General features: G+C 71.5%; 14 protein-coding genes. 5 read left to right on the forward strand and 9 right to left on the reverse strand.

Annotation, left to right across the window (positions count from 1 at the left end; translation table 11 throughout):
- The first annotated feature begins 14 nt into the window (after positions 1 to 14).
- Together ACWGPE_RS06720 and ACWGPE_RS06725 are read left to right on the forward strand one after the other, a co-directional pair.
- On the forward strand, positions 15 to 503 hold the full coding sequence (locus tag ACWGPE_RS06720; RefSeq protein ID WP_452048392.1) for a hypothetical protein: 489 nt from the start codon (positions 15 to 17) through the stop codon (positions 501 to 503).
- A 231-nt stretch (positions 504 to 734) separates the two neighbouring features.
- On the forward strand, positions 735 to 1427 hold the full coding sequence (locus tag ACWGPE_RS06725) for a phosphocholine cytidylyltransferase family protein (RefSeq protein ID WP_231430574.1): 693 nt from the start codon (positions 735 to 737) through the stop codon (positions 1425 to 1427).
- Between the two features lie 70 nt (positions 1428 to 1497).
- Here the strand turns inward: ACWGPE_RS06725 and ACWGPE_RS06730 are convergent, their stop codons facing one another.
- Entirely contained in the window at positions 1498 to 2037 is a 540-nt protein-coding gene (locus tag ACWGPE_RS06730) for an ECF transporter S component (protein ID WP_231430572.1), read from the reverse strand.
- Between the two features lie 87 nt (positions 2038 to 2124).
- Between ACWGPE_RS06730 and ACWGPE_RS06735 the strand changes: the two genes are divergently transcribed.
- Complete coding sequence (locus ACWGPE_RS06735; protein ID WP_452048393.1) at positions 2125 to 2940, forward strand: ABC transporter permease; 816 nt, start codon at positions 2125 to 2127, stop codon at positions 2938 to 2940.
- On the forward strand, positions 2940 to 3728 hold the full coding sequence (locus ACWGPE_RS06740; protein WP_231430569.1) for an ABC transporter ATP-binding protein: 789 nt from the start codon (positions 2940 to 2942) through the stop codon (positions 3726 to 3728). Before ACWGPE_RS06735 ends, ACWGPE_RS06740 begins: the two co-directional genes overlap by 1 nt.
- A gap of 66 nt (positions 3729 to 3794) precedes the next feature.
- Here the strand turns inward: ACWGPE_RS06740 and thrC are convergent, their stop codons facing one another.
- Both thrC and ACWGPE_RS06750 read right to left on the reverse strand, forming a co-directional pair.
- Entirely contained in the window at positions 3795 to 5222 is a 1428-nt protein-coding gene (gene thrC, locus ACWGPE_RS06745; RefSeq protein WP_231430568.1) for a threonine synthase, read from the reverse strand.
- A 128-nt stretch (positions 5223 to 5350) separates the two neighbouring features.
- Positions 5351 to 15394, reverse strand: coding sequence for a hypothetical protein (locus ACWGPE_RS06750; RefSeq protein ID WP_452048394.1), 10044 nt, complete (start codon positions 15392 to 15394; stop codon positions 5351 to 5353).
- 145 nt (positions 15395 to 15539) lie between these two features.
- On the opposite strand from ACWGPE_RS06750, the gene ACWGPE_RS06755 reads away from it, so the two are divergent.
- Complete coding sequence (locus ACWGPE_RS06755; protein ID WP_452048395.1) at positions 15540 to 16571, forward strand: hypothetical protein; 1032 nt, start codon at positions 15540 to 15542, stop codon at positions 16569 to 16571.
- Positions 16572 to 16598: 27 nt separating this feature from the next.
- Here ACWGPE_RS06755 and ACWGPE_RS06760 read toward each other — a convergent pair whose 3' ends face one another.
- From ACWGPE_RS06760 to ACWGPE_RS06785, 6 genes are all read right to left on the reverse strand, one after another.
- Positions 16599 to 17192 carry a hypothetical protein gene (locus ACWGPE_RS06760; protein WP_275505709.1) on the reverse strand — a complete coding sequence of 198 codons (594 nt, stop codon included), beginning with the start codon at positions 17190 to 17192 and terminating at the stop codon, positions 16599 to 16601.
- 140 nt (positions 17193 to 17332) lie between these two features.
- Positions 17333 to 18643, reverse strand: coding sequence for a CDP-glycerol glycerophosphotransferase family protein (locus ACWGPE_RS06765; protein WP_231430564.1), 1311 nt, complete (start codon positions 18641 to 18643; stop codon positions 17333 to 17335).
- Between the two features lie 740 nt (positions 18644 to 19383).
- Complete coding sequence (locus ACWGPE_RS06770; protein ID WP_452048409.1) at positions 19384 to 20229, reverse strand: glycosyltransferase family 2 protein; 846 nt, start codon at positions 20227 to 20229, stop codon at positions 19384 to 19386.
- 61 nt (positions 20230 to 20290) lie between these two features.
- The gene (locus ACWGPE_RS06775) at positions 20291 to 21103 is read right to left on the reverse strand and encodes a CDP-alcohol phosphatidyltransferase family protein (RefSeq protein ID WP_231430562.1); all 813 of its coding nucleotides are present in this window, start codon (positions 21101 to 21103) and stop codon (positions 20291 to 20293) included.
- Positions 21104 to 21110: 7 nt separating this feature from the next.
- On the reverse strand, positions 21111 to 22166 hold the full coding sequence (locus ACWGPE_RS06780; protein ID WP_275505708.1) for a glycosyltransferase family 2 protein: 1056 nt from the start codon (positions 22164 to 22166) through the stop codon (positions 21111 to 21113).
- A 146-nt stretch (positions 22167 to 22312) separates the two neighbouring features.
- Positions 22313 to 24091 (reverse strand): trypsin-like peptidase domain-containing protein, encoded by a 1779-nt coding sequence (locus ACWGPE_RS06785; RefSeq protein ID WP_452048396.1) that lies wholly within the window; start codon positions 24089 to 24091, stop codon positions 22313 to 22315.
- Positions 24092 to 24240 lie beyond the last annotated feature (149 nt).

Below are 24240 nucleotides of genomic sequence, written 5' to 3' on the forward strand. Positions count from 1 at the left end.
CGCTCGAGGACCGGGTGGCCCCCGTCGATCGCGCGGCCGCGCTCCGCGCCGAGCTCGCCGAGGCCGACGCGGCGCGGGAGGCACCGCTGCGCTTCGATCCGGACGCCTCGGCCGTCGTGCTCGAGGGCGACTCGCCCTCGGCCGCCGCGGCTGCCGCGGCGGCAGCGGCGGCCTTGTTGGCCTTGCGCGTCGCTGCGGCCTTCTTCGCTGCCGCCGAACGTGCCGCCGAACGCTCGGCGGGCGTCATCGCCGCGGTCTTCGACGTCGTCGAGGCCGGCTTCGCGCCGCCCTCGTTCGAGCCGGCCGGCTTCGCAGCTGCACCCTTCTCGGAGCCCGCCTTCGAACCGGCTGATGAGCCGGCGCTCGTCGAGCGGGCGCCGGAGCCGCCGGTCGACCCGGTCGGGGCACCACCCTGCTCGGACGCCCCCGCACCGGTGCCTTCGACAGCTTCGTCGTCGTGGTCGGAACGCGAAACGGAAGTCACCAAGCCAACCTACCAATGACCGCCCGTCGAGCGCGCCCCCGCCCTCGGCGGCGCTTTCTGTGCATTGCCTGTGCGTCGTATCACGATCCGACTACGACCGTCCGGCCCGAATGGCCCGTTCGGCAGGCGCCCCGATAGTCTGTAGTCCGGCATAACGGCGTGTCCATATGTGAACTTCCGGATGAACTCCGGGCGAAATCCTCGGTTCGAGGCCGCCCGGTGGGGGCGTCCGACCACCGAAGGAGATGCAGTGACCACCCAGATCGTGATTCTCGCGGCCGGCATGGGGAGCCGACTCGGGCGATCCCTCCCCAAGCCGCTCACCGAGCTCAGCGACGGCCGCACCATCATGCGCCAGCAGTTCGACAACATCGAGCACGCGTTCGGCGGCACCGCCGACGTGACGATCGTCGTCGGCTACAAGCTCGAGCACATCATCGAGGCGTTCCCGCAGGCGTCGTTCGTGTACAACGAGGAGTACGACCAGACGAACACCTCGAAGTCGCTCATGCGCGCCCTCGCCGCGTCGCAGCAGGGCGGCGTGCTGTGGATGAACGGCGACGTCGTGTTCGACCCGGCGATCCTCGACCGGGCCCTTCCGCTCATCGCGCGCGACCAGTCCTTCGTCACGGTGAACACCGCGAAGGTCTCCGACGAAGAGGTGAAGTACACGACGAGCGCCGAGGGCTACATCAAGGAGCTCTCGAAGACCGTCAAGGGCGGCCTCGGCGAAGCGGTCGGCATCAACTACATCTCGAGCCGCGACAAGGCCACGTTCCTCGCGCACCTGCAGCGCGTCGGCGACCAGGACTACTTCGAGCGCGGTCTCGAGCTCGCGATCGAGCACAACGGCCTCCTCGTCGAGCCGATGGACGTCTCCGACCTCTACGCGGTCGAGATCGACTTCGCCGAAGACCTGGAGCGTGCGAACCACTTCGTGTGACCTGCAGCACACAGCGCAATGACGAAGAGCGGATGCCTCGAGGCATCCGCTCTTCGTCGTTCAGGGCACGTCAGGCGAGGGTGCGCGCGACGCCCGCCCGTGACAGCGAGCGCGCGATCACACGACCGAGCCAGGTGAAGACCACGGGGCTCAGCGTGAACATCGCGAGGTAGAGCACCCAGAACCAGGGCGCGTAGTGCTCGGGGCCGAGCGCGACGAACGTTCCGGCCGCGAGCGCGAGCCCCGATCCGCCGGCCGCGGCGTAGAACAGCCACGGCGACCACGAGCGGTAGCGCGTGACGAAGAACGGGAGTTCGAGGAGCGCGCCGACGAGCAGGCCCGTGAGCAGGAACCGCCAGATCCACTGCGGCGCGAACGCGGCGCCAACGAGCCCCGCGATGAACCCCGTGAGGATGCCGACCCCCGGGCGCTTCAGCAGTGCGAGTGCGACGGCGCTCGGCAGGAAGTGCGAGCCGATCGTGATGCCGTAGAGCATTGGCGCGATGCCCGCGATGAGGCCGGCGAAGTAGCCGGCTCCCGCGGCGAACAGGCCGCCGCCGACGCCGATCGCGGCGCAGCTCAGAATGACGCGGGTGCTGGTGCGGTGCACGGGTGCGCGGCTCCTCTCGACCGGGCTCGGCAGGTCGCCACCCGTCCGCATCAAATCTACCCCGCCCGGGCATCTACGATGAGATGCGTGACGAGCACCGCACCGGTCGCCTACGGCGACGCCCATCCGCTCCAGCGGACGCCGTGGGCGCGGTACCGGCACGCGCTCTGGCTGCTCACGACGCGCGACCTCAAGGTGCGCTACTCGACCTCGGCGCTCGGCTACGTGTGGTCGGTGCTCGACCCGCTGCTCATGGCGGGCATCTACTACTTCGTGTTCACGATCGTGTTCCAGCGGCTGAGCGGCACCGAACCGTACATCGTGTTCCTGCTGTCGGCGCTCCTGCCGTGGATGTGGTTCAACGGCGCGGTGTCCGACTCGACGCGCGCGTTCCTGAAGGATGCGAAGCTCGTTCGGTCGACGATGATCCCCCGCACGATCTGGGTCAACCGCATCGTGCTCGCGAAGGGCATCGAGTTCATGCTCGCGATCCCGGTGCTCGCGCTGTTCGCGATCGTGTTCGGCGCGACCGTCTCGTGGGAGCTCGTGCTCTTCCCGCTCGGGATCGCACTGCAGGCGCTGCTCACGGTCGCCGTGTGCCTCATCGTCGCGCCGCTCGTCGTGTTCTTCCGCGACCTCGAGCGCGCGGTGAAGCTCATCCTGCGGTTCCTGTTCTACGCGTCCCCGATCGTCTACGGCGTCTCGAACCTGCCGGCCGACCTGCGCCCGTGGGCCGCCTTCAACCCGCTGACCGGCATCTTCAGCCTCTACCGCGCCGGGTTCTTCCCGGGCGAGCTCGACTGGTTCGCGGTCGCGGTGTCGACCGGAATGTCGCTCGTGCTGCTCGCGCTCGGGCTGTGGGTGTTCCGTTCGTGCGAGCGTCAGGTGCTGAAGGAGATCTGATGACGGAAGCCACCACCGCCGTCTCCCCCGGCGCCGCCGCCCCGCCACCGCCGACCGCGATCCGCACGGAGGGCCTCGGCATCCGGTTCCGACGCAACCGCCGCGGCCGCCGTTCGTTCAAGGACCTGTTCGCCGGCAAGCGCCGCCGCAACCGGCCGGGCGAGTTCTGGGCGCTCCGCGACGTGTCGATCGAGGTGCGCCCCGGCGAGGCCATCGGCGTCGTCGGACGCAACGGCCAGGGCAAGTCGACGCTCCTGAAGCTCGTGGCGGGGGTCATGCTGCCCGACGAGGGCACGGTCGAGATCACGGGCGGCGTCGCGCCGCTCATCGAGATCACCGGCGGGTTCGTCGGCGAGCTCACGGTGCGCGACAACGTGTACCTGACCGCGGGCCTGCACGGCATGACGCGGGCGCAGATCGATGCGAAGTTCGACGAGGTCATCGGGTTCGCCGAGATCGGCGATTTCCTCGAGACGCCGTACAAGCACCTCTCGAGCGGCATGAAGGTGCGCATCGCCTTCGCGGTGATCTCGCAGCTCGAGGAGCCGATCCTGCTCGTCGACGAGGTGCTCGCCGTGGGCGACGCCGCGTTCCGCGAGAAGTGCTATCGGCGCATCGACGAGCTGCTCGCCGGCGGCCGCACCCTCTTCTTCGTCTCGCACAACGAGCGCGACCTGCGCCGGTTCTGCACGCGCGGTCTCTACCTCGACAAGGGCAGGCTCGCGCTCGACGCGCCCATCGACGAGGTGCTCGAGCAGTACAACAAGGACTACGGCACGAAGAAGTAGCGACGCTCGCGCGGTCGAGGAGCGCGCGACGGTGGGCCTTGTGCCTCGGGAGCCGTCTCGCAGAGCTCAGGCGAGTGCGTCGCGCTCGATGATCGCCCGGATCGCGGCGGCGTCGTTCGCCGTCTCGGTCACGACCTGCGGCGCGTCGAGGAGTTCGCGCAGGTGCTCGGGCACCTCGGGCGTCCGCCCGATCGCCTCCTCCACGATGTCGGGGAACTTGGCGGGCTTCGCGGTCTCGAGCACGAGCATCGGGATGCCTCGTTCGAGATTCCGACGCGCGACGGCGAGCCCGTCGGCCGTGTGGGGGTCGACGACCACGCCGTAGCGCTCGTGGGTCTCGCGGATCGCGGCGACCCGGTCGGCGTGCGTGCTCGAGCCGCTCACGAACCCGAACTCGCCGGCGAAGCGCTCGCGTTCTGCCGACAGGTCGAGCACGCCGTCGCGTTCGAGGCCAACCCAGGCCTCGCGGAGCCGCTCGGGGTCGCGCCCGAGCACCTCGAACACGAACCGCTCGAAGTTCGACGCGCGGGAGATGTCCATCGAGGGGCTCGACGTCGCGAGGGCCTCGACGCCGGCGCGCGGCCGGTACACGCCCGTGCGGAAGAACTCGTCGAGCACGTTGTTCTCGTTCGTCGCGAGCACGAGCCTGCGGATCGGCACGCCCATGCAGCGGGCGAGGTAGCCCGAGAAGATGTTGCCGAAGTTGCCCGACGGCACGGTGACGTCGATGCGTTGCGCAGCGCGCTCGGCCTCGGGCAGCGCATCGGTGACGCGCAGCCACGCCCAGACGTAGTAGACGACCTGCGCGCAGACGCGTGCGAAGTTGATCGAGTTGACCGCGCCGATGCGATAGCGCCGCTTGAACTCGGCATCGCCGGCGATCTGCTTCACGAGGTGCTGGCAGTCGTCGAAGTCGCCCGCGACGGCGATGTTGTGGATGTTCTCGTCGGTGAGCGAGTACATCTGTGCGCGCTGGAACCGGCTCATGCGCCCCTGCGGCGACAGCATGAACACCGCGATGCCGCGCTTGCCGCGCAGCGCGACCTCGGCGGCCGAGCCGGTGTCGCCCGACGTCGCGCCGAGGATGTTGAGGGTGGCGCCGTCGTGGGCGAGGGCGTACTCGAGCGCCTGCCCGAGGAACTGCATCGCCATGTCCTTGAAGGCGAGCGTCGGCCCCTCCGAGAGCCCCACGAGCGCGAGCTCGTCGTCGAGGCGCCGGATCGGCACGATCTCGTCGCGGTCGAACAACGCCGGGTCGTAGGCGGCGCGGCAGAGCCGTTCGAGGTCGTCGCGCGGGACGCCGTCGGCGTAGCGGCCGATCACCTCGATCGCGAGGCCGGCGTAGTCGAGCCCGCGCCACGCCTCGAGCTCGGCAGCCGACACCTGCGGCACCGTCTCGGGCACGACGAGACCCCCGTCGGGTGCGAGGCCCTCCACCAGGATCTCGGAGAACGGCGACGGCTGCATGCCGCCGCGGGTCGAGACGTACTTCACGGCGCTCCTCCGGGATCGGTGCGGAACTTCGATCGTATCGAGGATCGGCCGAGTGCGACGGCGGGTGACGCGGATGCCCCGAGCCGTCGACCGGCCCGAGGCATCCGTTCCCGCTCCGCCGTCCGTCGTCAGTCGGTGTCGCAGATGAAGTTCTCGAAGTGCCCGGGCGTCGACGAGAACGCCTTGCCCGAGTTCTCCTTCAGGTCCTTCGTGTAGACGATCGCCGCCTCGCGATACGCCGACCCGCTCGCGGACTGCACGTCGGCGAGGGTCGGTGCCCCGTCGAAGTCGGCGCGGGCGCCGGTCACGTAGGCGAGCTTCTCGAGCCCGAGCAGGTTGTTCGGGTCGAGCTTGCGCACGTTGTTCCATCCGCCGTAGGCCGCGTTGCAGGCCGTGTAGAGGTTGTACGCGCCGTTCCAGTCGAGCAGCTTGTCGCCGTCGTTCGGGCCGTTCGCCGAGACATCCGCCTGCAGCACGTCGCGGTCCCAGCCGCCGTACAGCCAGTCGGTGCCGTGGTGGTGCTGCCTGGTCTCCGCGCCGGCGTTCTCCGGCGCGGTGTCGGCGTACGCGGCGACCATCGTCTGCCACACGGCCGGGTCGGTGCCCGGTCGCGGCTGGTAGTCGAGGACGTCGGCGCCCGCCTCGGCCGCGGACTGGCCGTGACCGCCGAACAGCACGTCGATCCACTCGCCGTCCTCGCCCGGGTCGTTGCGGCCCGGCAGGTCGGGGCTGCCGACCGTCGGGTCGCCGCGACCGCCCCACATCACGTCGGCGCCGTCGTCGCCGTACGCGTAGTCGCCGCCGGAGTCGCCGTTCATGAGGTCGGCGCCCTCTCCTCCGTGCAGCGAGTCGTGCCCGGGTCCGCCGCGCATGCGGTCGGCACCGCCGACTTCGTGCCCGTTCTTCTCGAGCACCGAACCGTCGCGGTCGTGCGTGAGCGAGGTGCCGCGGTAGAGCGGGTGCGCCTCGAAGGGATGGAGCACCGCGTCCTGCGCGCCCGAGTCGGGGCCGCCGAGGTTGATGCCGGGAGGGCCCTGGCTGTTGTGCGTGAGGAGATCGGGATCGTCGCCGTCGCTGCCGTCGACCTCGACGAAGCGGGTCTGCACTCCGCCGCGGTCGCCCACCATCGCGTCTTCGCCGTCGCCGCCCCACATGGTGTCGTCGCCGAGCTCGCCGAACTGGTCGTCGTCGCCGTCCTCGCCGAACAGCCGGTCGTTGCCGTCCTGACCCCATTGGCTGTCGTCGCCGTCGCCGGCGCCTGCGGAGATGAGCGGGTTCGTGCCGTTTCCGCCGAAGACGAGGTCGGCGCCCCAGACCCCGGCCGCCGCCGGCGCTCCGACGTCGTAGCGGGTGACGTCGCGTTCGATCACCGCGGAGCCGTCGTCGGGCGGGTCGTTGTCGGGGTATCGCTCCTCGTAGACCGCGTAGGCGGCGGCGTCGCCCTCGCCCTCGACCGTGCGGTCGAGCTCGCCGTTGTCGCCGAGCTGGAAGTCGGCTTCGCCGTCGCCGAAGAGCCAGTCGCCCGTGTCGCGGTGGCCGGCGAGGTTCGATCCGCCGAACTGGTCGTCCTGCCCGTCGGCCTGCGCCGGGCCGACGAGGTCGGCGCCCGTGCTCGGGGAGCCGGGCAGGCCGGCCGGCACCGCCGGGAGCGCCGGCAGTACTCCGCCGACCTCGGGCGGCAGGGCGATCCCGCCGTACGCCGCGACCGGCCGGTCGCCGACGACGATGTCGGCGTCGCCGTTGCCGTGCTGGAAGTCGGCGCCGCCGTCGCCGAAGAGCGCGTCACCGCCGTCCTGGCCGAACTCGGCGTCGACGCCCGAGCCGCCGTTCAGCGTGTCGCGCCCGAATTCGCTCGGGAACGGCCCGTCGAGGTCGTGGTAGACGAGGCCGCGCCGCGTCTCGACGCCGAGCTGGCTCGTGACGTAGTGGAACTCCTCGGGCGCCGGGTCGTCGAGCTCGGGGCACGAGCTCGGGTCGAAGTCGACGCCGGGCACGTCGCGCACGACGCACGCGTTGTCACCGGCGAGCACGTCGGCGCCGCCGCCGCCCCAGAGCACGTCGCCCGTGTCGGGCTGGTCGGGGAACGACGAGCCGCCGATGACGTCGTCCTCGTCGGCGTTGCCCTCGAGCCAGTCGCCGTCCTGGTTGCCCTCCACCAGGTCGTCGTCGGCGTTGCCCTTGGCGAGGTCGTTGCCGCCCTCGCCGAAGATCCGGTCGTTCTCGTCGTTGCCGGCCATGAAGTCACCGCCCGAGACCTCGGCGAGGTCGGCTCCGGTCTTGCCGGTGTCGAGCAGGGTGACCTCGCGGAAGACCCCGCCCGTGACGGGATCGGTCTGCCAGGCGTTCGGGTCATCGGGGTCGGCGTGACGCGTCAGCACCGCGTTGTCCCCCGTCATGACGTCATCGGCGCCGTTGCCCTGCATCTCGACCTCGCCCTCGTCGAGCGCGTGGTCGAATCCGTCGGGGTCGGCGAGCGGGTTGACCGGCGACGATCCGCCGATCAGGTCGTCGGCGCCGTCGGTCGAGTCGTCGGCCGTGTGGTCGCTCTCCTCGTCGAAGCCGAAGATGCGGTCCTGCCCGCCGTTGCCCTCGAGGTGGTCGTCGTGCGATCCGCCGCGCAGGGTGTCGGTGCCGTGTCCGCCGAATCCGCGGTCGTCGCCGCCCGTCGGCCAGGGGGCGGCCGCCGTGTCGAAGTCGCCCCAGATCGCGTCGCCGCCGCCCACGGTGGGCGCCACGAGGCTCAGCTCCACGTCGGGCGAGCCCTGCGGGGTGCCGGGCTTCCAGCCGCCCGCGGGCGGCTCGATCTCGCGAGCCGGCGGCGCGATCGTCCCCTGGTCGCCGATGATGTCGTCGGGATCGGCACCGCCCACGAGGTGGTCGCCCGCGAGCTCGCCGAAGAGCTGGTCGTAGTCCTCGGCGCCGTAGAGCCGGTCGACGGCGTCCTGGCCGTGCAACTCATCGAGGCCCGTGCCGCCGTCGCCGATGTCGTCGCCGTAGGTGCCCACGACGAACGACGGCTCGAACGTCACGTCGTCGAGCGCGTCGAGCCCGGGATCGAACGCACCGTTGAACCCGCCGTCGACGTCGATCGAGACGTCGTCGCCGAACGTGCGGTCGTCGTCAGGCCCGCCGTACATGGTGTCGCCCGCATCGGCGCCCGCCGGGTCGTCGTGACCGCCGACGATGAGGTCGACGCCCTCCTGGCCGTGCAGCTGGTCGCTGCCGGCGTTGCCGATCACGACGTCGGCGCCGGGACCGCCGTAGCCGAAGTCGTCGTCGCCGTCGCCCCTGACCTCGTCGTCGCCGAGCTCACCGTAGAGGTGGTCGGCGCCGCCGTTGCCGTGCACCAGGTCACGACCCGCTCCGCCGTAGGCGTTGTCGGCGCCGCCCTCGCCGTAGACGCGGTCCTTGTCGGCACCGCCCGAGAGCGACGGGTCTCCGACGCCGACCGTCTCGCTCGGGTGCGCGACCCGTGCACCGGGCGCGCCGTCGATCGTCCCGTTGTCGCCGAGCACGAGGTCGTTGCCGTCGCCGCCGTCGGCCGTGTCGCCGCCCATGGTCGCGGCATCCGCGCCGTCGCCGTCGCCGATGAGCTCGTCGTTCCCGGCCTCACCGTTGATCGTGTCGGCGCCGGGTCCGCCCCACATCCGGTCGTCGTCGGGCCCGCCGTTCAGCGCGGGGTCGGCATCGGACTGGCCGTGCACCTCGTCGGCGCCGGCCTCGCCGTTGACCGCGTCGGCCCCGCGCCCGCCGTAGAGCAGGTCGGCGCCGTTCGACCCGTACAGCTTGTCTGCACCGTCTCCGCCCTGGAGCTGGTCGGCCGAGTCGTCGACACCGCTCGCGACGAGCCGGAACCCGCCGTACAGTTCGTCGGGGGCGCCGCCGCCGAAGATCACGTCGGCTCCCGCTTCGCCCTCGATGCGGTCGACGCCATCGGTGCCGGGTGCCGCCGCGCCTTCGGCCTCGACGGTGTCGTCGTCGGGCGTCGCGTCGGGCGGGTCGTCGCCGAAGAGCCGGTCGCCGCCGCTGCCGCCGAGGAGCGTGTCGGCGTCTGCGCCGCCGATGATGAGGTCGCCCGCATCGATCTTGTTGGGCTTGTCCTGGGGCGGCGTCTGGCCCGGCGGCACCGACAGCTTGTCCTTGCCGCCGCGCAGGGTGTCGTTGCCGGCGTCGCCGCGGATCACGTCGGCCGCCAGCCCGGCGTCGATGTTGTCGTTGTCACCACCGCCGCTCAGGGTGTCGACGCCCTCGCCGCCCGTGATCGTGTCGCGCCCGCTGCCCGTACCGTCGGAGTTGTCGCCGGCTGCGGTGTTGGTTCCGTCACCGAGGTTGATCGTGTCGGCCCCGTTGCCGCCGTTGACCGTGTCGTCGCCCGAGCCCGTGATGATGCGATCATCGCCGTCGCCGAGCGTCTGCGCGTCGACCGGTGCGCTGAACGCCCACTCGCCCGCCTCGGGCGGCTCGGCCTCGGGGTTGAGGTCGCCCGGCTTGGCGCCGGCGCCCGATCCGTTGAACAGGAACGAGTCGTTGCCGCCGAGCGCGTCGATGATGCGCACACCGGCGCCCTTCTCCGTCTCGGTGTAGCCGAATGCGCTGATGCTGAACTCGTACTCGCCGCCCTGCGGTTCGGCGCTCAGCTGATGCACCGTGAACGACTCGTTCTCGACGTCCTCGAACGCCCCGCGCACGTCGGCACGACCGCCGACGTTGAGCACGACCCAGCCGCCTTCGACGCTCGCGAGATCGGGTGTCTTCGCCTCGCACGACGACGAGAACTCGAACAGCGTCACCTCGGCGAGACGCCAGCTGTCGGAGTAGCAGAACGGGCAGGGCCCGAACTCGGCGTACACCTCGAGGAAGGCGATGAGTTTGCCCTCGATGTCGAACAGGCAGATCGGCGTCTTGAACTTCGCGACGATCTCATCGATGTGCATGCGCCCGTCGGCCTCGGGGCTGTCGTTGAGATTGAGCCCGAACGTCGCGGTGATGCCGCCCTTCACGCCGGCCTCGGCGATGAAGATGTCGAGCTTCGCGCCCGCGGTGATCGTGCCCGACACCGAGAACTCGGGGATGTCCTTGCCCTCCGCGTCGAGGTCGGTGAGATAGAGGCTCTGCAGGAAGGCCTCGCCGGCCTTCGTCGCCGCGTCGAGTGCGCTGTCGACCTCACCGCCGATGATCGACTCGGCGAGCATTCGCACACCGCGCGTCGAGACGCCGCCGCCGACCTGGGCGTTCACGTCGAGCGCGCCGCCGATCGTGATGTACAGCACGCCGAAGAACGGGCCGAAGCTCTGCGTGTACTCCATGTGCACGGCGAGCGGGTCGGGCCGCCACTCGACGACGGCGCAGTCCTTGCCGAGCAGGAGGCCCACGAGGCAGGTCGGGTCGTCGAACATCGGGAAGGAGAAGTCCGACTCCCCGGCCGGCGCACCCTTCTGCCGCAGCTTGTCGAAGTCGCCGGATGTGCCGCCGAGCGCGGTGCCGACCTGGGCCTCCGGGTCGCCCGTCATCGCGGCCGAGCCTTGCACGGCCTTGAGCTTCTGATCCTGCGTGAGCGGAGCGCCACGGGCGGTCTCGGGCGAGAGCTCGAGCTCGTCGACGAGGATGAACGGCGAACCGTTCGCGAGTCCTTCGATCATCTCGAGGAAGTCGAAGAGCTGGTCGATGTCTTCGAGCAGCGACACGTCGACGACGCCGAACGCCTTCGCGAGGGTGGCCATCGTCACCGGGTCTCCTCCGAAGTACTCGGAGAGGTCGCTGATCACGGGGATCGGCGAGAACAGGAACTCCCGCACGGGCTTCGTGGGAGCGAGGATCGGGTCGAGTGTCTTCAGCACCGAGCCGAAGAGCTTGGTGAACATCTCGCCCGGCGCAACGCCGATGTTGCGCAGTTCGAGCTCGAGGTCGCCCGCGCCGGTGCCGTCGAACTCCCATGTGAGCCCGAACTCGGCGGTGAAGGTCGGCAGCGTCGTGTTGACGTTGCCGCCGTCGGCGATGCCGGTGTCGATGTCGAGGTCGAGTGCGATGCCGCCGTCGATGCGCGGCTCGGTGAGCAGGCCGCCGATGTCGCCCGAGAGGAACGACGAGATCGGGATGACGCTCGTGCAGTGCGCTCCACCGGTGACGCCGTTCCCGTACGTGGCCGGGTCGAGGTCCTCGCAGCCGTCGGCCTCGAGCCCGAGTTGTGCCATCAGACGTGCGCCGCTCGGCTGGTTCGGGTCGGTGCTGCGGTCTTCGGCCTGCATCCCGATGAAGCCGATGCGCCCGGTGATGGGTACCCCGGCGGTGAGGTTCGCCCCGACGTTCACCCGGATCTCCTCGAGGGCGTCCGCTCCCTCTGGAGTGGCCTCGCCCGTGCCGGGCACGGGGTTGTCGAGCAGGTAGAACCCGTCGTCGCGCGAGACGCCGAAGCCGAGCTCGACGGTCCAGCCGGCGCTCGCGGTGACCTTGCCGGTGAGCGAGAGCGGCAGGCCCGGCAGCCCGAGGTCGAGTGGGATCTCGCTCACGCCCGGGCACGCCGCGGCATCGCCGACGGGGCAGCCGCCCGTCAGGTCGCGTGCGCCCTGCCCGAGTTCGAGCTCGAACCTCAGGTCGACGAGGTACATCAGCGACTCGGTGCCGTCGCAGAGCTCGTCGCTGCCGCTGTCGTTGCAGATGGCGACGACGCGGATGTCGGTGGCGCTCGGGTCGTCCCCGGCGTCGCCGGGGAACACGCCGACGGCCTGGTAGTCGCTGTCGCGCAGTACCCCGGCTGCGATGAGCTTCTGCGCGAGCACGTCGCGGATCCCGCCCGCGCCGTACACCGCCGCGTTCACGTCGGAGTCGGGCAGGCCCGGGATCTGCGGGTCGTCGAGGAACGCCTTCACGTCTCCGAGTCCGTCGGCGAGTGCGGTGAGGTCTTCGCCGACGACCGGGAGGTCGCCGCCGGCCTTGCTCGCGTCGATCGCGAGGCCGAGGATCTTGCTGATCGACTTCAGTCCGTCGCCGAAGCTGTCGAAGCTGAAGCTCGCGGCGTCGAGCACGCTGGCGAGAGCCGCGGGCGCATCGACCTCCAGGTCCGTGAGGCCGCTGGACGGGTCGGCGGGGTCGCCGTACCTGACCGTGAGGTAGTCGTCCGCAGTGGGTGCGGTCGCCGGCGCGCCGCTCGGAAGCTCGGGGCCGGAACCGAGGTCGACGAGCACCGGCAGTGCAGCGCACGCGAACTTGCCCTCGACGGGCGCCTGTCCCGGGGCGGCGCACGTGTACTTGCCGCCCTCGGCGGGCGAGGTCACGCCGGCCGTGAAGTCGCCGTCGAAGAACGCGTCGAGTTCACGAGGCTCCTCGGCCGGGTCTCCCGGCTGGGGTGCATTCGTGCGCTCGAGCGCGAATCGCACGCCGACCGCGATGCGACCGGTCTTGTTCGTCGCGTCGCCGAGTTGCGCCGAGAACGGCCCGAGGTGCACGCCGAGCTGCACCGACCCGGGCGGCTGCTCGGTGACCTCGGCCTTCACGCTCACCCGGCTCGAGTCGAGCAGGCGCGGAGGTGCTGCGGCGGCATCCTCATCGAGACCGACGACGAGCCCGAGGGCGAGCTTCGCCTCGAGGACGGCGTGCAGTGTGCCTTCGCCCTCGGTGCCCGCGATCGAGGGAAGCTCCGCATTCACGAACGACATCGGCACCTCGGCCTCGACCGACTTCGTGCCGTCGAACGCCGCGATCAGCGCGGGCTCGATCGCGCCGCCGTCGTCGAGGTCGCGCAGACGGAACTCGACCCCGAGGCCGAGCGCGTCTTCGAGGCCCTTCTCGAGCTTGGCGAGGTCGGTCGGCAGCAGCCCGCCGCGGAACTCGTTGTACTTGTCGCGGAGGCCGGTGACCTCCCGCAGGATGCTCTCGACGCCACGGTTCAGGAACGGCACCGTATCGCCGCCGACCACGCTGTCGACGGCGTCGAGCCGGTCGACCACGGCGCCGATGCCGTCGAGCGCGCGGCCGAGCAGCACGTCGGGCTCGGACGTGTCGATGTTCAGCGCCGCGAGCAGGGTCATCTCGTCGTTGCCGAGCACGACCGTCTGCCCCGGCTGGTCGAACGCGGGGCCGTCGACCGTGAACGTGCCGGGTGCCTCGGTCAGGTGCTGGGCGGCATCGAAACCGTGCCCGACGACCGTGTAGTCCGCGTCGATGAGGCCGCGCCGTACGGCCGCGGCGACCGGGTAGACGGCGGGCTCGCCGTCGTGCTCGTAGAGCCCGGCGAGCAGGTCGACGATGCGCGGCGTGGCGGTCTCGCCGGAAGCCGGGTCGACGTCGGCGCCGGTCGTCGGCGAGGTGCCGTCCTGCAGCAGCTTCCAGGTGCCGCCGATCGCCGCCGGCACGATGCCGAGCTGGCCCTCGCCGTGCACCGCGGCCTCGGCCTGCTCGGTGATGGTGAGCTCGGCGCCATCGATGAGCTCGGTGCCGAACCGCTCGTAGACCATCGGCGACTCGAACTCGACGACGGCGGTTGCGGCGTCGTCGGCTGCGGGCTCGGCCTCGTCGAGGTCGATGAGGATCGGCAGGTCGATGTCGTACGCGACGTCCGTCTCGACGGTCTCGGGGTCGCCGCTCGCCGAGACGCCGCGCAGGCCGGTCGTGTCGAGCAGTTGGTCGCCGAAGGCGGCCTGCCCGGGCGGCGGGGTGTCGTCGGTCGGCTGGTCCTCGAGCACCGGCGGCACGTCGGGCTGATCGTCGAGTGCGTGGTGCACGACGAAGTCGAGCCGCACCTCGGCGGCGTCGCGGTCGTAGACGGGCGTGATGGTGGCGGGTGCACCGGGGATGTCGCTCTCGATGCGGTCGGCGAGGTCGCCGACCGTCGAGATGCCGACATCGATCACGGGCTGGGGATCGGCCGGATCGGGGTCGGGGTCGGGTTGGACGTCGATGAGATCCTCGGCGAGCTTCGCGAACTCGCCGCCGAGGTCGTAGAGCTCGCTCAGCGTGCCGCTCGCGAGCGGCAGAGGGGCGTCGACGTTGGTGTGTCGCTGCAGCGCCCGCAACAGGGTGCCGTACTGGATGATGCCCGAGACGAGGTCGACCGGCCCCAGGCGGGTGAAGGCCTCGAACGCGGCGAGATCCCCGTCGCTCGCGACGAGCTCGGCGAGCGGTTCGGGGACCTGCGCGAGGTCGGCGTCCATGGTCAGCGAGGGCGCCGGGTCGGACGACAGCCCGAGCAGCGACGACCCGAAGCGGATGTCGGCCGTCGCGGTGCCGGCGAGCTCGAACGTCGTGAGCTGGTCGGCCGGCACGGTGAGCTCGCCCGGCGTCTGCTCCCCACCCTCGAACGCCGGCGGCTCGAACATCGCGAGCCGGCCGTCGCCGTTGACGTCGTCGATCGTGCCCGACCATTCGGCGGAGACGTCGACGGAGCTGTCGTCGAGGATCTCGACGTCGCCCACGCCGATCGCGGCCGCGCCCCCGGGGAAGGCGAACGCGTCGTCGCCGGCGAGTTCGGCGGTGACCTCGACGGTGGGCTCGCCCGACGCGGTGTCGAGCCAGAAGCGCAGGCCCTGCGGGTCGGTGCGGACCGTTCCCGTGAACTCGAACGCGATCTCGTACGGAGCGGGGTCGGCCTCCGCGGTCACGAGGCGCAGCGGCTCGCCCCCGGGGCCGTCGGGGTCGACGATCGCGATGGGCGAGTCGACGGTACGCGAAGCGCGGATCGCGAGGTCGAAGCCACGCGTGTCCCCCGAGTCGACGAGGTTCGACGTCGTCAGCTCGAGCTGCGTCCCCGCGACGTCGGCGTCGAGTCCGTCGACGCCGGCCATGAAGTCGGCGGTCGTGGCCTGCTGCGCGAGGCCGAGGAGCGCCGTCTTCACGCCGACGATGAACGTGTTCGTCAGCTGCAGCGCCGCGCCGGGGCGGACGACTGCGACACCCGGTGCCGTGTCGGCGAGCGGCAGCGGAGCCGCGAGCGGGCCCACGTCCTCGTAGTCGCCGAGCGCGACCTCGGCGAGCGCCGCGATGCCCGCACGGAGCTGGGCGACATCGGCGGAGTCAGTCACGGGGTCGGCGTAGGCGACCTGCGCGCCGGTCAGGGCAAGCGCCCAGGCGCCGACGACGGCGATCGCCCGGAACGGCCATCGCCGACCGTCCTGGCGGCGCCGTCGGATCACGCCTTCGGCCTGCGTGTACGAACGGTTCGGGACGTTCTTGGCGCGCATGAGACTCCCCCAAGTCGATGCCGGCACGGTGCACGCCGTCGGCGTATGCACCCGTCGCCCGTTGTACTCCTCCGGAGAACGCGCTGACAAGAGAAACCCTCACTTTGGGGGGCAAAATAAGTCGGGGCGATCTAGGATCGACGGCATGACCGAGCCGGTGCACACGATCACGTCGATGGACTCCGGTGCGCCTCGCGAGCACTCCGGGCACGCCGACGAGCACTCCGGGCACGCGAACGCCGATGGGCGGCCGTCAGCTGCACCGACCGTCGATGGGGGACGTGCCCATGGCGTCGAGCATGCGATCGATCGTGCGCTCGCCATCCAGCGACCGGTCGTCGTCGCGCACCTCCGGAGCATCCGCCGGCGAGCCCCCGGCGCGACGCCCGATCAGCTCGTCCGCATCCTCGAGCGCCGCTACCTCACGGCCGTGACGACCGGCGGCGCCGCCGTCGGTGCGACCGCGGTGATCCCGGGCATCAGCACCGGCATCACGCTCGCCCTGTCGGGGGTCGAGACCGCCGGCTTCCTCGAGGCCACGGCCCTGTTCGCCCAGTCGGTCACCGAGGTGCACGGCATCCCGCTGGAGAATCCCGAACGCGCGCGTGCGCTCGTGATGACCCTCATGCTCGGCGACGAGGGCAGTGATCTCGTCCGCCAGTTCGCGGGCCAGGTGACCGGCTCCGGCGTCGCACGCAGCGCGTACTGGGGCGAGCTCATCACGAACAGCCTGCCGAAGGCGGTGATGGGCACGGTCGTCGACCAGCTGCGCCGCACGTTCATGAGGCAGTTCGCCGTGCGCGGCGGCGCGGGGATCATCGGCAAGGCGATCCCGTTCGGCATCGGCGCCGCGATCGGCGGCGTCGGCAACCACATGCTCGGCCGCAAGGTGCTCGCCCAGTCGCGGCTCGCGTTCGGGCAGGCGCCCGCACTGCTGCCGTCCGAGCTCGAGCCCGTCGGCGACGACGCGGCCGTCGTGGCGGCGGGCCGGCGAGTCGCTCGTGCTGCCGGCGTCGTCGGCGGCGCGGTCGGGCGCGCGGCGAAGCGGCCGTTCGCGCAGATCGCAGCTCGACGCGCGACCGCGGAGACCGATGCCCGCGACGCCGCAGATGCCCGTGACACGCCGACCGCAGATGCTGGCGGCGGCGGCGGCGAAGCGGCCGCGCCTCCGGCCTGACCGGGGCCGGGCCTCGAGCGCAGCCCCCTATCCCAGTTCCACTCCGAGCAGCCCCGCGAGTTCCCGCGTCTCGACGTCGAGCACGTCTTCGGCCTTGCCGGCGTCGCGGCGCACCCGGTAGCGCCCGGCGAGGGCCGCGATGCGGTCGTCGACGTCGTGCTCGGGGTCGCGCTCGACGCAGCGCAGCGCGATCACGAACCAGCGCTCCGCGAGCTCGAGCTCGTCGGCCAGCTCGAACACCTCGGCGACGTCGAGCAACCGCCACCAGTCGTCGAGCCGGGCGGCGCGCAGCCGGTCGGCCTCGGCGATCGCCGCGTCGCGCTCACCGAGATCGAGCAGGATCGACACGAGCGTTCCGCCCGCCTCGCCCGGTTCGACATCGGATGCCTCGGCGGCACGCCGCGCGACCGCGAGTGCGCGATCGAGCTCACCGGCCGCTTCGAGGTGCTCGGCCGCGATGAACAGCAGCTGCGCGCGCCGCACTCCGTCGCCGAGCACGAACCCGTCGCCCTCGACCGCCCATCGCTCGAGCAGCTCGGCCTGCGCCGTGTGATGGCCCGGGCCGTCGGAGACCCGGAGCTCGAGGTCGTCGAGGTCGGCTTCGGTGATGAGCTGCGCCATGACGCCAGTGTAGGTCGACTTCGGAGGGACGCGACGGGTTTCGAGACGCGTCACCGCTTCGCGTCGACGCTCCTCGACCAGCGGGCGTGGTCGTGGCCTGGAGACGGCGCTGCGCGCCTACTCGACCGGCGAGCAGGGTGTCACCCGAGCTCGGCCTCGTCGCCCGCGCCCGATTCGGCCGCCTCGCCCTCGACGTCGTGATCGTCGACCTCTCCGTCAGCGGCGTGCAGCGCCGCGAAGCGCTCCCACTCGGCCATCAGGTGGTCGATCGCCGCATGGAACCTGGCGGTCGTCACCCCCGGCGTCGTGTCGCCGAAGTAGCGTTCGACCCAGAACTTCAGGCGCTCGAGCGCCTGCTCGTCGTGCGCCACCTCGTCGACGCGTTCGACCATGGCCGAGGCATCCCCGGCGTCGAGCCACTCGCACGCCTGCAGGTAGCCGCCCGTGTCGATCTGCGCGGCCGGGTTCGCCGGGCGCGTGATGAGCAGCGGCTTTCCGGCGGCGAGGCGGTCGTAGACCATCGCCGAGATGTCGACGATCGCGACGTCGGCGGCCGCGAGCTGCCAGCCGAGCTTCGGCCCGTCGTCGAACACGTGCTGCGCGGTGGGGTCGGCGGCGTTCGCCTGCTCGAGCGCGGCGATGATGCGCTTGTTCGCGGCGGCGTACTGCTCGTCGAGCACTCCCGAACGCGGGTGCGGGCGGTAGATGACCCGGTGCCGCCCGGTGGCGAGCAGGCCCTCGACGAGGGTGACGCCGTGCGACGCGATCGAGCCGTATGCGGCGGCCGCGCGGTCGCCCTCCCAGGTCGGCGCGTAGAGCACGACCTCGCGCTCGTCGGGCGTGTACGGCAACGGGCTGCCGTCGAGGTAGTGGTCGGCCTGCGGGCGCCCGATCGGGATCGCCCGCTTGTCGAAGTCGTAGTCCCACAGCACCTTGTCGAGCCGCGCGCGAGCCGCGTCGCCCGCGATCAGGGCGTAGTCGTACGCCTTGAACTGGTTCGTGGTCATGTACATCTTGTCGGACTCGCCGTGGTTGATGAACACGTGCCAGCGGCGCCCGTAGCGCATCATCTGGAAGTTCTTCGCGTTCTGGTTCACATAGAGGATGACGTGCAGGTCCTGCTCATGGATGACCCGCTCGAGGTCGGCGACGCGACGCACGTACGCGACCGGCAGCGGCGACTCGTCGAGGAGCTTCAGCGCCGCGCCCGAGGCTCGGCTGAGGATCAGCACGGGATGCGTCTCGGCGAGCTCGGCGAGCGGGGCGTACCACTGGCGCAGCTGGTAGAGGTTGACCTTGCCGTCGGCGAAGTACACGCCGACACGGTAGCGGTGCGGCTCGAGCGGCGGCCGGTCGGCGAGCTTCGCCTTGAGCGACCGCTGCGCCCGCCGCGACCACATGATGTCTTTCGCGAGCTTCACGGCGCGACGCGCGTCTTTCCTCAATCCCACCGTCCAAGGGTAGCGAGCCCCGGCTGGGCGGATGCCTCGTGGCGGATGCGCGGCCGAGACCGAGAGCCGATCGTTACGGCGGCCGGTGGTCAGTCTCAGCAGCCCGGACCCGAGGGGTTCGCCTTCCAAGCACCGATCGTGAGCACCGTGTGTCGACCTCACTCGCGAGCGACCTGGTACCCCGCGACCGCGAGAACGCCCGAGATCGGGCCGCCACCCCGAATCGCCGAACCGATACTCCGCCGACAACACCGCCTCGAGGGTCACCGTGTGCTCAGTGCGCTCGGCAGAGACAGAGCCGGTGCGGGTCGGGCTGGACTGGTTGGCGTCGAGGTCGGCCCGCCTCGCACCCGGCGACGCACTCTCCACCACTCCGCCGTCGCTGTGCGGCCACCGGAAAGCGTGCGATGAGCGGGTCATCCACAGAGTGGCGGCGGCGTCGGGTGCGGCAAGTTGCAGGACTCTGCGGTCGGCACCCCGCGTTGGGCGCCTGCCGACCCGATCGTCCTGCGTTCGTCGAGTCGACGCGGCAGCTGCGGTCGTCCGCGCGGCGGCACCGGTGGCAAGCTGCAGGACTGTTCGGCGGGCACCGTGCATGAAGAGCCGGCTCGACGGATCGTCCTGCATCTGGGTCTCGATACGTCGCCTGCGGCGGCGCCAACGACCAGCGAGACAGCGAGACTGCGAGACTGCGAGACTGCGACGCCACGCTACTCGACCACCGGGGCCGGAGAACGGCCTCAGACGACGGGCGGGCGCCCTGCGCGAGTCATCCGCCAGACGGTGCGCCAGGAGATCGGCCGTCGCTCGCCGGGCGACTCCCGCCACCCGGCCCGCCACCCGCCGAACCAGGCGCCCAGCGCAGCGGGCCGCCGCGCCCAGCGCAGCACCTGGATCGCCGTCCACGAGCCGACGTAGAACGGCACGAGCACCGCGGGCAGGTTGCGTCGCGCGAGCCAGACCCGGTTGCGGGCGTTGAGCCGGTAGTAGTACGAGTGCCGGGCCGGATCGATCACCGGGTGAGCGGCCTCGAGGCCGCCCTCGTACCAGGCGATGTGCCCGGTGTCCCACACGCGCCACGCGAGCTCGATGCCCTCATGCGCGTAGAAGAACGGGTCGGCCCAGCCGCCCGTCGCGTCGAAGACCGCGCGGGGCATGAGCACCGCGCCCTCCCAGCAGGAGAAGACCGGGCTCGAGTGCGCCGGGTCGCCCTTCCGGATCCGGGGTATCCAGCGGCGCGGAGAGGCGAGACCGGTCGGGTCGACGACCCGGGGCTGGATGAGCCCGAGCTCGGGTCGCTCGGCGAGCAGACGGCAGCCGTCGGCGAGGAACGTGTCGCTCGGCAGGGACGCATCGTCGTCGAGGAAGAAGAGCACCTCGCCCGCGACGAGCGGCACGCCGGCGTTGCGACCCGCGGGGATGCCGAGGTTCTCGGGAAGGTGCCGGGTCTTCACCCCGGCCGGCAGCGACGGGTCGGCGGTCGCCGGGTCCCAGCCGTTGCCGACCACGACGACGTCGACCTCCACGCCGCGCTGGTCGAGCACGCTGCGGATGCCGCGGGCGAGGTCGTCGGGCCGCTTGCCCATCGTGAGCACGACGACGCCGACGGTCGCGGTGCCTGCGCCCGCCGCGGGCGGGAGCGGAACGTCAGGACCGGACACGACGGCTCGCCATGATCGCGACGAAGTGGCCGATCACCGCGAGCACGGCGAGCGGCAGCAACGCCGCGACGACGATGCGGTCGACGAGGGGCTGGCCGGCGAAGAGCCCGACGACTGCCGCCGCGAACGCGATGAGCGTGAGCTCGACCGAGTGGTAGAGGCGGTGGAACGGCACGAACCTCGCCGCCCTGCGCAGCTTCGCGACGAGTCCGCCGCGGGGCGCCGTCTCGCCGTGCGTGTCGGCGAGCTTCGGCAGCCCGGCGTTCGCGCGGGCGACGTGCACCATGTCGTTGAGCGCCTTGTTGAGCACGATCACGAGCGCGAGCATCGCACCGATCGTGGTCCACAGGAAGTCCTCGGGGAACTCGAGCGGGTACGCGGCCGCGCGGATGCCGAGCGCGATCGGGATGAGCGCCTCGGTCGTGTAGTGGCCCACCTTGTCGAGGAACACGCCCGCGGGCGACGACGTGCGCCGCCAGCGCGCGACCTCGCCGTCGCAGCAGTCGACGAGCATCTGCAGCTGCCCGAGCACGACCGCGAGGAGCGCGCCCCAGACGCCCGGGATGAGGAGCGCGGCGGCCGTCGACCAGCCGACGAGGATCATGAGCCCGGTCACGCCGTTCGCCGAGATCCTGGTCTTCAGCAGCGCCCACGTGAGGTAGATCGAGAACCGGCGGAGGTACAGCGAAGCGGTCCAGTGCTCGGCGTTGCGGCGGCCGCGCACCTCAGGCGGCTGCGCGACGGCGCGCAGCTCTGCGATGTTCGCCGGCCTGGTCGTCACCGGTCGGGCGTCAGTCATCCCGTGCTCACCTTCCCGTGTGCCGTGCGATGTTGCTCGTCAGCGACAGGTAGCCGAGCACGAAGCCGATGCCCCACGTGACATGTATGCACGGCAACACTACGAGAAACCAGCCGGCAGTGCCCGCACCCCGGCCGCGGGCCTCGGCGATCGTCGCCGCCACGACGAAGGCCAGGTACACGAGCGGTGCGGCGAAGCCGAGGAGCAGCCACGGCGCGGCCCCCACGGCGAGCTGCACGAGCCCGCCGATGCCGAGCAGGAGGCCGATGGTCACGCCGACGACCATCGCCGGCGGAACGAAGTAGCGGAGGCCGTTCGATGCCGGGAAACGGCGGGCGAGCTCGCCCCGCCAGAGGCCCGTCGAGAACATCTGCCGCGCGAGCCGGTCGAGGCTCGAGCGCGGTCGGTACGTCACCGCGAGCTCGGGGGTGAACCACACGGTGCCGCCGGTCTCGCGCAGGCGACGGTTCAGCTCCCAGTCCTGGCCGCGCTTGATCGACTCGTCGAAGAGCCCGACCCGCTCGAGCGCCGACCGTCGGAAGACGCCGAGGTACACCGTCTCGGCCGGGCCCTCGACCCCGCCGACGTGGAACGCCGAACCGCCCAGCCCGACCTTGGTCGTGTAGGCCAGCGCGACCGCTCGTTCGAAGGGGGTCTCGCCACGCGCGTCCATGATGCCGCCGACGTTGTCGGCCCCCGTGCGCTCGAGCGTCTCGACGGCGATGCGCGCGTAGTCGACGGGCAGCATGGAGTGGGAATCGACCCGGACGACCACGGGGTACTGCGCGGCGCGGATGCCGATGTTGAGCCCCGCGGGGGTCGAGCCCACCGCGTTCTCGAGCACGCGCACCCGGTCGTCGCGCGATGCGAGGTCTCCGACGAGCTCGGCCGTGCCGTCGATCGACGGGCCGAGGGCGATGAGCACCTCGACCGGGCCCGGATAGTCCTGCGCGAGGATCGATTCGACGGCGGCCCGAACGTGGGTGGCGTCGTTCAGCACGGGCATGACGTACGACACGCCGACGAGCGACGACGGTGCCGTCTCGGGGTGGTGCTCGGGCATGTTCCTCATTCGTGCTCGGGTCGATCGAGCCTAACAGGCGACGCCTCGCGGCGGGCGCCGCGCCGGGCGACGCCGAACGGGGCCGGATCGAATCCGATCCGGCCCCGTCGCGTGGCCTCGGGCCGAGGCATCCGTGCCGTTCTGGGTCAGCCCTCGAACGTGTCGAGCTCGACCGTCACGGTCTTGGTGTCGCCGTCACGGGTGACGGTGAGCTCGGCCTTGTCGCCGCCGGCCAGTGCACGCACCTGGGCGGTGAGGTCGGTCTGGTCGGTGATCGGCAGGCCGTTGAAGCCGGTGACGACGTCGCCCTGCTTGAGGCCGGCCTTCTCGGCGGCGCCGCCCGACGAGACGTCGGTGATGAGCGCGCCGACCGTGTCGCTCTGCTCGTCGGCCGCGGCCGAGGTGACCGTCGCGCCGAGCAGGCCGTGGGTGGCCGAGCCGTTCTCGATGATCTCCTTCGCGATGCGCTCGGCGAGGTTCGACGGCACGGCGAAGCCGACGCCGATGTTGCCGCTCTGACCGCCCGACGAGTCGCCGGTGCCGAGGATCGCAACGTTCACGCCGATGAGCTTGCCCTCGCTGTCGACGAGCGCGCCGCCCGAGTTGCCCGGGTTGATGGCCGCATCGGTCTGGATGACCGGCAGCGCCACCTGGCCCGCGCCCGCAGCCTGCTGCTGCGGCGCCTGCTCCTGCGACTGGCCGCCCTCGTCGGGGATGTCGAAGAAGAAGTCGAACGGGCTGTCGCCGTTCTGGCCGCCGTCGCCCTGACCGCTGTCGCCCTGGCTGTCGTCGCCCTCGGTGCTGTCGTCGGGGGTCGACGGGGCCGCCGAGGAGGCGACGTCGATCGAGCGGTTGAGCGCCGACACGATGCCGTTCGTCACGGTGCCCGAGAGGCCGAGCGGCGCGCCGATCGCGATCGCCGTGTCGCCCACGTTGAGCTTCGACGAGTCGGCGAACTCGAGCGGGGTGAGGCCCGACGCGTCGACCAGCTTGATGACCGCGAGGTCGCTGAGCGGGTCGGTGCCGATGAGCTCGGCCTTGTAGAGGTGGCCGTCGTTCGTCTTGACCTGGATGGTCGGGTCGGCGGTCGCCCCGTCGAGGGTCACGACGTGCGTGTTGGTGAGCACGTAGCCGTCCTTCGAGAGGATGATGCCCGAGCCGGTGCCCGCGCCCTCGCCGCTCGAGACCGAGATGGTCACGACGCTCGGGCTCGCCTTCGCGGCGACCGCCGAGATCTGGTTCACCGAGTCGGGGTCGTTGACGACGATGTTCTGCGCCGAGTTCGACGCGGCCGTCGAGTTCGCCGGCTGGTTCGCAGCGACGAGCGCGGTGATGCCGGCGCCCGAGGCACCGCCGATGAGGGCGGCGGCCGCGATCGCGGCGGCGACGCCGAGTCCGACCTTGCGCTGCTTGGGCTCCTTGGCGGAAGCCGCGGGGCCGTGCTGGCCCGGGGCGCCGGCGATCGGCGCCGTGGGCTGCGACGGCTGCGGGCCGCCGAAGGCCGGGGGGACCTGGCCCGCGACCGGAGCCGTCGGGGCGGTCGCCTGCGTCTGCTTGGCGTACTGCGGGGCGTGGTAGGGCTGGGGCGCCTGGCCCGGCTGGTACACGACGCCGGTCGCGGCGGCCGGGGCCGCGGGCGCGGCAGGGGCCGGCTGCGGCGCGGCGGGAGCCGGGGCGGCGGGCGCCTCCGCCTTCGCGACCGTCTCGACGGCGGTCGTCTCGACGGCGGCGTCGGGCGTGGTGGTGACGGCGGTCGTCTCGACGGCCGCCTCGGGCGTGGTGGTCTCGTGGGCCTCGGTGGGGCCGGCCCCGGTCGCGGCCGAAACGGCGGCAGCGTCGGTGGTGCTGGTCACGGGCGTGGTCTGCTCCGCGGGGACGTCGGCCTCGCGGGGCTCCCCCGTGGCGCCGTTGGTCGTGTCGGTCATGTCTGCTCCTTCCAAAGCGATGCCAGCATCCCGCGGCAGCCTGTGCGGGGGATTTGCGGAGTCTATGTCTCGGCTATCAGCGAGCAGTGATTCATCCGGCAGTGGTCCGCCCCGGGCCCGGGCGACCCGAGGGCCCGGCGCCAGCGTAC

The sequence above is a fragment of the Agromyces sp. NPDC055658 genome (genome assembly GCF_053618155.1).

Coding starts and splice junctions, on each gene's coding strand:
- ACWGPE_RS06740 (WP_231430569.1), top strand. CDS start 2,940: ATGACGGAAGCCACCACCGCCGTCTCCCCCGGCGCCGCCGCCCCGCCA.
- ACWGPE_RS06750 (WP_452048394.1), bottom strand. CDS start 15,394: ATGCGCGCCAAGAACGTCCCGAACCGTTCGTACACGCAGGCCGAAGGC.
- ACWGPE_RS06755 (WP_452048395.1), top strand. CDS start 15,540: ATGACCGAGCCGGTGCACACGATCACGTCGATGGACTCCGGTGCGCCT.
- ACWGPE_RS06760 (WP_275505709.1), bottom strand. CDS start 17,192: ATGGCGCAGCTCATCACCGAAGCCGACCTCGACGACCTCGAGCTCCGG.
- ACWGPE_RS06770 (WP_452048409.1), bottom strand. CDS start 20,229: ATGGGCAAGCGGCCCGACGACCTCGCCCGCGGCATCCGCAGCGTGCTC.
- ACWGPE_RS06775 (WP_231430562.1), bottom strand. CDS start 21,103: ATGACTGACGCCCGACCGGTGACGACCAGGCCGGCGAACATCGCAGAG.
- ACWGPE_RS06780 (WP_275505708.1), bottom strand. CDS start 22,166: ATGCCCGAGCACCACCCCGAGACGGCACCGTCGTCGCTCGTCGGCGTG.
- ACWGPE_RS06785 (WP_452048396.1), bottom strand. CDS start 24,091: ATGACCGACACGACCAACGGCGCCACGGGGGAGCCCCGCGAGGCCGAC.